The organism is Micromonospora sp. NPDC051296, assembly GCF_040682255.1.
GTDB classification, from domain to species: domain Bacteria; phylum Actinomycetota; class Actinomycetes; order Mycobacteriales; family Micromonosporaceae; genus Micromonospora; species Micromonospora craterilacus.
This window is the reverse complement of sequence record NZ_JBFBAO010000037.1, coordinates 21,151-30,325: the sequence shown is the minus strand read 5'-3', so window position 1 is coordinate 30,325 and position 9,175 is coordinate 21,151. Positions and strand designations below refer to the sequence as shown.

The 9,175-nt window shown below is 69.1% G+C and carries 11 protein-coding genes; 8 read left to right on the top strand and 3 right to left on the bottom strand.

Annotated features, from left to right (window positions below):
* Positions 1-107: 107 nt before the first annotated feature.
* Positions 108-701, bottom strand: coding sequence for a hypothetical protein (locus AB0M52_RS06755; RefSeq protein ID WP_363949844.1), 594 nt, complete (start codon positions 699-701; stop codon positions 108-110).
* Between the two features lie 191 nt (positions 702-892).
* Here AB0M52_RS06755 and AB0M52_RS06750 point away from each other — a divergent pair, with 191 nt between their 5' ends.
* Both AB0M52_RS06750 and AB0M52_RS06745 read left to right on the top strand, forming a co-directional pair.
* Positions 893-1,282: a helix-turn-helix domain-containing protein gene (locus AB0M52_RS06750; RefSeq protein WP_363949842.1), complete on the top strand. Its 390-nt coding sequence runs from the start codon at positions 893-895 to the stop codon at positions 1,280-1,282.
* 788 nt (positions 1,283-2,070) lie between these two features.
* Positions 2,071-2,604 (top strand): hypothetical protein, encoded by a 534-nt coding sequence (locus AB0M52_RS06745; protein WP_363949839.1) that lies wholly within the window; start codon positions 2,071-2,073, stop codon positions 2,602-2,604.
* Here AB0M52_RS06745 and AB0M52_RS06740 read toward each other — a convergent pair.
* Positions 2,601-3,119 carry a GNAT family N-acetyltransferase gene (locus AB0M52_RS06740; protein ID WP_363949836.1) on the bottom strand — a complete coding sequence of 173 codons (519 nt, stop codon included), beginning with the start codon at positions 3,117-3,119 and terminating at the stop codon, positions 2,601-2,603. The two genes, AB0M52_RS06745 and AB0M52_RS06740, sit on opposite strands and share 4 nt — an antisense overlap.
* Positions 3,112-3,894 (bottom strand): GntR family transcriptional regulator, encoded by a 783-nt coding sequence (locus tag AB0M52_RS06735; RefSeq protein WP_363949833.1) that lies wholly within the window; start codon positions 3,892-3,894, stop codon positions 3,112-3,114. The genes AB0M52_RS06740 and AB0M52_RS06735 overlap by 8 nt, the downstream gene beginning before the upstream one ends.
* Before the next feature lie 593 nt (positions 3,895-4,487).
* Here AB0M52_RS06735 and AB0M52_RS06730 point away from each other — a divergent pair.
* From AB0M52_RS06730 to AB0M52_RS06705, 6 genes are all read left to right on the top strand, one after another.
* A complete protein-coding gene (locus AB0M52_RS06730) occupies positions 4,488-4,733 on the top strand; it encodes a DUF6284 family protein (protein ID WP_363949852.1) in 246 nt (81 codons plus the stop codon).
* Positions 4,733-5,107: an RRQRL motif-containing zinc-binding protein gene (locus AB0M52_RS06725; RefSeq protein ID WP_363949831.1), complete on the top strand. Its 375-nt coding sequence runs from the start codon at positions 4,733-4,735 to the stop codon at positions 5,105-5,107. Before AB0M52_RS06730 ends, AB0M52_RS06725 begins: the two co-directional genes overlap by 1 nt.
* Complete coding sequence (locus AB0M52_RS06720) at positions 5,104-5,769, top strand: NUDIX domain-containing protein (protein WP_363949828.1); 666 nt, start codon at positions 5,104-5,106, stop codon at positions 5,767-5,769. Before AB0M52_RS06725 ends, AB0M52_RS06720 begins: the two co-directional genes overlap by 4 nt.
* 16 nt (positions 5,770-5,785) lie before the next feature.
* On the top strand, positions 5,786-6,577 hold the full coding sequence (locus AB0M52_RS06715; protein ID WP_363949825.1) for a hypothetical protein: 792 nt from the start codon (positions 5,786-5,788) through the stop codon (positions 6,575-6,577).
* A gap of 19 nt (positions 6,578-6,596) precedes the next feature.
* Positions 6,597-6,764 carry a hypothetical protein gene (locus AB0M52_RS06710; protein ID WP_363949822.1) on the top strand — a complete coding sequence of 56 codons (168 nt, stop codon included), beginning with the start codon at positions 6,597-6,599 and terminating at the stop codon, positions 6,762-6,764.
* Positions 6,765-6,853: 89 nt separating this feature from the next.
* The gene (locus AB0M52_RS06705) at positions 6,854-9,061 is read left to right on the top strand and encodes a cell division protein FtsK (protein WP_363949819.1); all 2,208 of its coding nucleotides are present in this window, start codon (positions 6,854-6,856) and stop codon (positions 9,059-9,061) included.
* Positions 9,062-9,175 lie beyond the last annotated feature (114 nt).

Here is a 9,175-nt window from a genome sequence, read left to right as displayed (position 1 = left end):
GTTGGTCCACTGCTTGATCTGCTCGCCGAAGTTCGGGTACCGCAGGATCTCGTCGTTGGTGCCGTGCCAGGTCTGCATCGACTCCGGCGCACCGGTGGTCGGGCAGTTCACATCATCCAGCGGTGGCGCTGCACGAAGGGCAGGCGGGCCCAGATCCGGCCCAGACCCCAGGTGTGTCCGGCGTACGCGGCGGCGAGGACGACCAGCCCGATGGCGTAGACCAGGTGGTAGTCGACCATCGGGTTGGTCGATCCGGTCGGGTCGCCACCGGCGGTGAACCGGGCCAGCGGGAACTCAGCCAGCCACATCAGCGCCATCATCAGCGTGCCCGAGGCGGCCGCGACCCGCAGGCCGACGCCGGCGATGAGAGCGACGCCGATGGCGGCCATGCCGACCATGAACAGCGTGTTGGCCCACCAGGTGCCGGCGATCGAGTGGGCGACCGACTGCAACGGTCCGACCTCGACGTTGGCGAGGAAGCCCCGGGTGGGCGAACCGCCGTTGATCCAGGCCCGCTCGGCCGGGGTGGCGTAGCCGAGGCCGAAGGTCTTGTCGAGGAAGGCCCACAGGAACACGAGCCCGGTGGCGATCCGCAGCACGGCCAGGGCCCGGGCGGCGGTGGTGGTCAGCATCGAGCCGGGCAGTTCCGCGTGCTCGAGGGGCCGTTCGATCGATCGGTGGGTGCTGTGGTGGATGGTCATCGTTGCCTCCGCAGTCAGCTTCTTACCTGACCACCATCTCCCGGCAGCGGCTCGCACACCTGGGCCGGAACACCCGATGAGGTCGGGACGAAGGTCCCGACCTCGGCCGCCGATCACGTGCCGCCGGAACATCTACCGGATCGCCGCCCGCGCCAGACTCGCCACCCGAGGCGACTGGTCGTTGCGGCGCGATGCGGCACCCGCCGGCAGGGAGTAGCCCGCACGTTCGCGCGGCCTGGCCGACTGTGGCATCCCCACGGCCGTACTCACCACGTGGGCGGTCCGAATCGGCTGGGACCAACACCGAGCGCGACGCGTTCGCCGACACCCTCCGTCGTCGTCGGCGGTCACTCGGGCTGCGTCAGGGCGAGTTGTCCGACCTGGCCGGCGTTTCGGAACGGTTCGTCTACGCCCTGGAGAACGGCAAACGGACCGTCCATCTCGACAACGCTCTGGCGAGAAGTTCGGCGTTACGACGACATTCGGCCGAGATCTTGGACAGTTTCCGTCAGCGGTTAACGGAAAGTGTCCAAGATTGTATCCGTATCTCAATCCATGGGAAATGGCGCCGCGCAGGGTGAGGACTGGCTACGGCCAACTTCGGTACGCATGCGGCACGGGCGGGCGCAGCCGGCTGTGGTGGTGGGAAAGCCTGCCAGCGTCGACGTCCGCGGAAGCTTCGCCTCGGCAGGTGGCTGAGAGGCGTTGCGGAAAGCCGAAGGGTTTGTGATCGCGTTGATGGCTCATCGAGAAGATTTCAGGGATTCGCTCCCGCCTGGTGCGAGGCGGGAACTCCTCTATCGCCTGGCGGTATGGTGGCTTCGCCTGCTCCCGATCGTGTTCGTGTTGGCCATGCCCTTTCTTCTGGCCGGCGGCTGGGTTCTGATGTTGTGCTTAGTTTCGGTAGGGCTGCTGATCACCCTGCCATTGCGTTACATCGCCTACGCCGACTGGGGAGGTTTGGCCGTCCTCGCCGGTCCGGCTGGCTGGCTGTTCGTGGGGGAGCGCAGCACATCGAGAGGCGCTCGGCCACGACTGGCCGGTGCTGGAACTTCGGCACCCATTTGGCACAGACCGCCGCCACGGGAGCTGACGACCGGACACACGAAGAAGGCCGCTGACCGGATTTCCCTGGTCAGCGGCCTCTCGTGTGGCGCGCCTTGGTGCCCCCGGCAGGATTCGAACCTGCGCCCCCGCCTCCGGAGGGATGCATCTCTCCCGGTCGCACCCTGCCCCTGAACTGGGCAAACGCCCGCCCGCGCACGGAATCCTGGGCGACTTTGGCACGTATGTGGCGCAAGCTCGGCCATCCTCCCCCGGCCCGCGAGAGGGCTAGCGCCATAGGTGATCAAGGCGGTAACGTCGAGTCATGATCGCGTCACCCCACCTCGCGCGGTCATGGGTAGTTCGAGCCGTCATCGCCGCTGTGGCAGGCGTTGCCGCGCTGTGCCTCGGAGTCCCGGCGGGATTCGCCGGGTGGGCGGCCGTAAAGACGGCTCAGGCGGGCCGAGGCGAAGAGACGCCGGCCGCCGCCGCCCATGCATACCTTCTGGCAATCTTCGCCTCTCCTGACGGCCTCGGCGTAGACCGATGCGTGTGCAGCAACCGCCGCACCGACCTGCTTCAAGAGGCACGCGACCTCCGGGAGCAAATGCAGGTCGTCGGCAGTCGAGCCAAGGTCGAGTCAACCGGCTGGACGACGGACGACAACACGGGCACCGTGTCGGCAATGGTCAGCTTTCGATTCACGGATATTGACCCCGAAACAGGACGCACAACGTTCTACAGCGGGACTCCCCATGAATGGCGATTCCACACGAGGCAAGAGCGAGGCATTAGCGGCGGGTGGAAGGTCTGCCGCCTTGAAGCGCCGCCGCTGTGCGGAAATCACATCCGCTGCTAGCTTGCCGTGTTAACGCTTCGCTGAAAGAGTGCTCCCGATCCCCGATGTGCAAGCTCGGCGACGCGAACCGGCGTAAAACCCTGCCTTTCGTAGTAGCCGTGAAGCGCGGGGTTGGTCCGCCAGGCGTCAAGTCGTAGCCAACGTCGCCCCTTTGATGCCGCCACCTTGGCCGCCCAATTTAGAAGCGCGCCACCGATTCCCCTGCCAGCGCTCGCCCGATCCACAACCATTCGATGCACATATAGTGCCGCGCCGGGTTGATCCTCGGGCCGCCAAAACTCCGGATCGGCGTATTCGTCCACCGTTACCATGCCCACCAGTCCGGCGTCGTTTTCTGCGATATAGCACTCGCCCTGCTCTATGGAACGCATGAACCTTGGGTGCATCTTCTCCCGTGTGTTGTTCGCCCACTGGTCGGTGCCCTGGCCGATGAGCCACTGCTGTGCATCTTCGTACAGGTCTAGGAGCTGTTGAACGTCACCTGCGGTGGCGGCTCGAATCCGAAGCTCACTCATCGCCGTCCACTGTCATTCCATCTCGCTCGTAGACGATGACGTGCCGATCACCCGGCAGGATGTTGACCACGACCCGAACGGGCGTGCCGTCAGGACAGAGTCCCGTGCAGATATGGCAGGCGACGGGGGTTCCGGGAGCCAGTTCCAGCCGCCGAACCTCGTCCGGTGTTGGCATCCGGAGGTAAATTTCGTCTAGTGCACGTACCTGCGGATAGCCCAGCTCGGCGAGAACTTGATTGACGCCCCGAGCGATGTCTACAGGGTGCATGATCTCTGTATCCTGCACCAGACGCAGGGGGTAGTAGCTGTCGTTTGTGTTGAATGGCTCGCCGTCAAGGTAGCGCACTCGTCGGCGCACCAACGCCAACTCGCCTTCTTCGAGCCGCAATCGCTGCATCACATCCGGGGGTGGGCTTACGATCGCAACATCAATCGTCTGTCGAGGCTCCCGGCCATCCGCCGAATGGTCTGCCATAAAGCGATCCATTTCCGGCGTCTTTGGTTGTGGCCGAAACTCCGTCTGGGGCCGGTAGAAAAGTGGTTTGCGATGTCTGACGAAGTAGCCTCGCGGCGCTCGCGGAACGATCAGACCTTCATTCACAAGGGTTGTTAGCGCCTGTCGGACCGTTGCGCGGGCCACGCCATACTGCGTCGTAAGGTCTGCCTCTGTCGGTAGCTGCCTGTTGGCGGCCAACGTGCCGTCCGCGATCTTTGATCGCAGGTCCTCGGCGATCTGAGCCCACACCGCCACCCTGCCCTGCCTTGCTGCGGCCATGCCGCCCCCTCTGCTCATGTCTGTCTAGACAGTTTAGGCAAGGCCCTTGACATCCGCATCGCTCGCCTGGCAGCCTGCGTTCAGAGTCATTGTCTAGTCAGTACGGACAGACTCGACATAGCCGGTGGTCGCCGGGGAAGGCAGCGCTTGCGCTGCGCGCCTACGAGCCGCCGTGTCTGGTCGTTCATTGAGAACTTCACAGCAGAAGCGCCGCGTTTGATCTGGCTTGCGGTATGCCCGCCTTGAGTCACACGGTGGCCGACCTCGGTAGATCCCGGGTGAGCGGGCCGAGCGGGCCGGATCTTGGCGCGCGGTACGTCTTCTGCCTCTCTGCACCTGCCCCGGGGTGGGGTGTCGCGCTGATCCGGCGCGCGCCCCTATCCCGGGCTTTCCCGTCTTGATCCCGCCTTGTGGAGGTGAGCCGTCATGACCGTGAGCGTCTTCGCTGCCGTTCGAGTGACCACCAAGGGCAGCGCCGTTTGGCGTACCTGCGACCGCTGCGGCGGGCTCGCCCCGCTGGCTCCCGATGAGCGCCACTGCCGGTCGTGCCGGCCGTTGTCGCGCTCTCGCCGATCTGGAAGGAACCGATCGAAGTGATCACCGACCGCAACGCCACCGCCGCCCCGACCGCCGCCGACCTGGCCGCGATCGAGTCCGAGTGGCCGCTGATCGCCGCCGAGCTGGACGTGCTGGACGCTGAGATCACCCTGATCTATGCCGAGGACCACGGCGGCCCGTCGCCGCTGGACTGGCGTCGACTGCGGCGGGCCGAGTCCCGCGTGACCCGCGCCGCCGCCGAGGTGGCCACCCGCACCGCCGACTCGCAGCGCGCGGCCTGATGTCGCGCATCCGCGCCGTCTTCCACGACCCGGACGGGTCGCGGTACGGCATTCCGACGTTCTGGTGGCGCGGCGCGCCGCCGGGCTACGCCACCCGCCGCCAACTACGCGCCGCCGGTCTGCGGCCCGGTGGCCAGCCGATCGCCGCTCAGGTGCTGTGGCGCGGTGTCGGCGGCATCCGGACCGCCTACCTGTACCGGGTGGACCTGGCCCGGCCGAAGCGCACCGCCACGCCCGCCCAACTGCGCGCCATCCGCGCGGCGTTGACCGCCCGGCGTACGTGCCGTGTCTGCGGTGTGGTGCGGCCTTACTGCATCCCGCGCTCGCTCGGCGAGTGCCTCGACTGCGCGTATCCCCAGGAGGTTGCCGCATGATCCCCCGCACCTACACCCACCCGTCCGTGCTGGACGGCATCGCCGCCGGAGCGGCGTGGGCCGATCCGCAGATGGACCCGACCCGTATCGACTGGACGGCCCGCCGTGCCGCCGCCGCGATCCCGTTCCCGCTGGTCGACGGGCGGCCGGTCAACCCGGCCGCGCCGACCGGCATTCGCTACGGCCGCAACGAGCTGGGCCACTGGGGCGAGCAGCAGTGCGCCGACGCGATCGTGACCGCCACGACCGTCCACGGCGGGCGGTGGCTGCTGCTGATCGAGCGCGGCGACGGGCACGGGTGGGCGCTGCCCGGCGGCTACGTCGACCCGGGCGAGGACCCGACCGACGCCGCGTTCCGGGAACTGGCCGAGGAAACCGGCTTGATCGAACAGTTTTCCTGCGCCGACGAAACGCTGCCCGCCCGCTACGTGCCCGACCCCCGCGCCTCGGATGAGGCGTGGATGGTCACCACCCCGGTCCACGTCAACCTCGGTGACGGGTGGAACGTCCTGCCCCCCGTGGAGGGCCGCGACGACGCCCGCCGCGCCGCGTGGGTGCCCGCTGTCGATTACGACTGCCTCGCCTGGCATCTGGCCATCGCCTACGGCGGCCAGGTGTTCCCGGCCCACCGCGATCTCCTCGCGGACATCCTCAACGACTGACCGGAGGTCACCCCTGATGAGTTCCCGTATCTCTGGCCGTGGTTGGGCCTACTTCGGCGCGTTCCTCGGCGGCGCGGTGTCGATCGCCGCGAACGTCGCACACTCCTACGTCCCCCCGACCCCGCCGGAGGGTGCGCCGCCGCTGCCGGTCGACTGGACGCCGGAGCCCGGCGCGGTGGTCGGCGCGATTTTCTGGCCGGTGGCGTTGTTCGTCGCGGTGGAGATCCTGGCGCGGGTCGCCTGGCCCGCCGGCCGCCGCTGGTCGCTGCTGCGCTTCGGTGGTCTGCTGCCGGTCGCGTCGGTGGCCGCGATCGTGTCCTACAAGCACCTGTCCGGGCTACTCGCCTACTACGGCGAAGACGGACTGACCGCCACCATCGGCCCCCTGGCCGTGGACGGACTGATGGTCATGGCGACCGGTGCCCTGCTCGCCACCGGCCGCCGCGCCGACACCATCGCGGCCACCGAGGCGGCCCCCGTGCCGGCCGCCGAGGTGATCGAACCGGCAAGCCCGCCCGTGCCGGAAACCGCACCCGTGCCGGTGATCGAACCGGCAAGCACCCCCGACCCGGCACCGGCACCCGCACCGGTCCCGGCCGATGACCGGGCGCGGCGTGCCGCCGCCCGCAAGGCGTACCGGCAGAGCGTCACCGCCGGCACCCCGTTGTCCGGTGCCGCCCTCGGCCGCCAGTTCGCCATGTCCGAGCGGTGGGGCCGCGACCGGGTGAACGAGGTACGCGCCGCCGCCGACCGGGCCGCCGCCCGCCGCACCGCCGATACCCCCGCCGAGCTTCCCGCTGCCGCCTAGCCCGAAAGGACCCTGACCAGTGCGCCGCATCTGGCACGTCTTCAACGCCCTGACCCTCGTCAACGTGGTGCTGATGTTCACCGCCGAGGACACCGCGAGCCGCGTGCTACACGCGGTCGCGGTAGTCAGCTTCGCGCTCGCCGCGATCGCCACCCGCCCGGCCCGCCGGCCCGGCCAGCGTCCCTGACCCCGCCCGGCGGCACGGCCCCTGGCTACCAACCTGCGCCGTGCCGCCGGCCCCCTTGCCGATCCGTAGACCGTTGGAGGAACCCCATCATGACTGCCCCTGATGATGACCGCTTCGACTGGCAGGCCGCCGAAGCGGACCTGACCGACGCCACCGGGCCGGATGCCGAGGTGGTCGACCTGGACGACGCCCGCGCTCGCCGGGCACCCCGCCCCCGCCCGCCGGCCGACCCCGACCCCGACGACGGTCCCGACGACGCGGAGACGGTCGACGCGGGACCCGAGCAGGTCGGCGGGCCGGTGGACATGGCCGACGACATCCCGGCCGAGGTGGCGGCGCGGCAGCGTGAGCGGCGGCCGATCCTCGCCGATTGGGCGCGCTCCGGTCGTGCCCTACGCGCCGCCGTGAAGCACCAGAGCAAGGACGCCGGCTACGTGGCCGCCTACCACGGTGTCAGGTTGCCGAAGTACGCGGTGAAGGCCCTCGCGTGGGCTCCGATCGGCGCGGTCCGCAGCATCGGCCAGGCGGTCCGGTGGGCCGCCGCCGAGGAAGGGAACTGGCACCTGCGGCAGGCCGCCGCCTCGCGGGGTGACGCCGACACCTGGCTCAAGCTCGACGCCCGCCGCCAACGCCAGTCCGTGTGGCGGTGGTGGGTGCTCGCGGCCGGAACCGCGGGGACCGGTACCGGGGTCATCGTGCTGGCCGCCGCGCCGTCGTGGTGGTCGGCGGTGGTCGGCGGGGTGGTGGTGCCGTGGCTGGCTACCCGGGGTCGCCCGGCGGACCGGCCGCTCACGGACCGGGTTACCGAGGGCACCCGCTACCGCAAGCTGACCGCCGATCTCGTGCGGCGGGCGTTGACCTCGTTGCAGATGCCGGCCATCAACTCGGCGGTGGCCAAGGACCCGAAGGCCATCAGCTTTCCGGTGGACATCCACCGCGACGGCCCCGGCCACCTGGCCGTGGTGGACCTGCCCTACGGGGTGGAAGCGGCCGAGGTGGTCGCCCGGCGCGGCAGGCTCGCGTCGGCGATGCGGCTGCCGCTGGATCAGGTGTGGCCCGAACCCGCCACCGGTCACACCGGCCGCCTGGCCTTGTGGGTCGGGTACGAACCGGCGTCACAGATGACCCAACCCGCGTGGCCGCTGCTGGCCAGCGGCGCGAAGGTGGACGTGTTCAAGCCGTTCCCGTTCGCCACCACTCCCCGCCTCGACACGGTGACCGTGGACCTGATGTTCCGCAACTGGCTGTTCGGCGGCCAGCCCGGTTCCGGGAAGACGTTCGCGTTGCGGGATCTCGTGTTGGCCGCCGCCCTCGACCCCCGGACGGAGATCCGAGGATACGAACTCAAGGGCGTCGGCGACTTCGCCGTGTTGGAACCGGTCATGGCCGAGTACGGCAACGGCTTCGATGACGACACCCTCGCGCGGTGCTTCGGGTTCATCGAGTGGCTGTACGAAGAGTGCCGCCGCCGCTCGAAGCGCATCGAGCACTACGCCCGCATGGGCAAGGCCCCGGAGAACAAGGTCACCCCGGAACTGGCCTCGCTCAAGGGGTCCGGGCTGCACCCCCTCGTCGCGTGGTTCGATGAGCTGCAAGAGCTGATGACCAGCAAGTACGGCAAGGACGCCGGGGAAATCCTGGAGAAGGTCATCAAGCTCGGCCGGGCGTTGGGTGTGATCATCCTGATCGGCACGCAGATCCCGGACAAGGACAGCTTGCCGACCGGCATCACCCGCAACGTCAACTCCCGGTTCTGCCTCTCGGTGGCCGACCAGACCGCGAACGACATGATCCTGGGCACCTCGGCCTACAAGCAGGGCTACCGGGCGACCGTCTTCCAGCCGGTCGTAGAGGCCGGCTGGGGCATCCTGCGCGGCTTCGGCCCCAAGGCTGCCGCCGTGCGGTCGTTCTACGTCGACACCACCGCCGCCGGCCGCATCGTCGCCCGCGCCGTCGCGCTACGCACCACGGCCGGCACGCTGCCCAAGGCGGACGAGCAGACCCGCGAGGTCGCCCCGGTGGCCGACGTGCTCGGCGACCTCGCCCGCGTGTGGCCCGGCGACGACAAGGCCGTCTGGAACGAGACGCTCTGCGGACTGCTCGCCGAGCTGCGACCCGACACCTACGGCGGGTGGGAAGCCGCGCAGCTCACCACCGCCCTCAAACCGCACCCGCTGATCAAGGTCGGCGACGTGGGACGGCGCATCGACGGCAAGCCCACCACCCGGCGCGGCATCAAGCACACCGACCTACTCGCCGCGATCGCGGAGCGTGACCGCAAGCGGTCCGCCGACTGATCGGCCGCAGGGTGCTAGCGCTAGCGGCCCGACCTGCTAGCGCTAGCACCCCCGCTAGCACCCCATCCGAATCATGAGCTGCCCTCTAGCAGATAGCAGCTCACAGCCGTTCAC

Bases quoted from the DNA above. Each gene is read 5' to 3' on its own strand.
- AB0M52_RS06705 (WP_363949819.1), top strand. From the start codon at position 6,854: ATGACTGCCCCTGATGATGACCGCTTCGACTGGCAGGCCGCCGAAGCG.
- AB0M52_RS06755 (WP_363949844.1), bottom strand. From the start codon at position 701: ATGACCATCCACCACAGCACCCACCGATCGATCGAACGGCCCCTCGAG.
- AB0M52_RS06750 (WP_363949842.1), top strand. From the start codon at position 893: ATGCGGCACCCGCCGGCAGGGAGTAGCCCGCACGTTCGCGCGGCCTGG.
- AB0M52_RS06715 (WP_363949825.1), top strand. From the start codon at position 5,786: ATGAGTTCCCGTATCTCTGGCCGTGGTTGGGCCTACTTCGGCGCGTTC.
- AB0M52_RS06735 (WP_363949833.1), bottom strand. From the start codon at position 3,894: ATGGCCGCAGCAAGGCAGGGCAGGGTGGCGGTGTGGGCTCAGATCGCC.
- AB0M52_RS06745 (WP_363949839.1), top strand. From the start codon at position 2,071: ATGATCGCGTCACCCCACCTCGCGCGGTCATGGGTAGTTCGAGCCGTC.
- AB0M52_RS06720 (WP_363949828.1), top strand. From the start codon at position 5,104: ATGATCCCCCGCACCTACACCCACCCGTCCGTGCTGGACGGCATCGCC.
- AB0M52_RS06740 (WP_363949836.1), bottom strand. From the start codon at position 3,119: ATGAGTGAGCTTCGGATTCGAGCCGCCACCGCAGGTGACGTTCAACAG.
- AB0M52_RS06725 (WP_363949831.1), top strand. From the start codon at position 4,733: ATGTCGCGCATCCGCGCCGTCTTCCACGACCCGGACGGGTCGCGGTAC.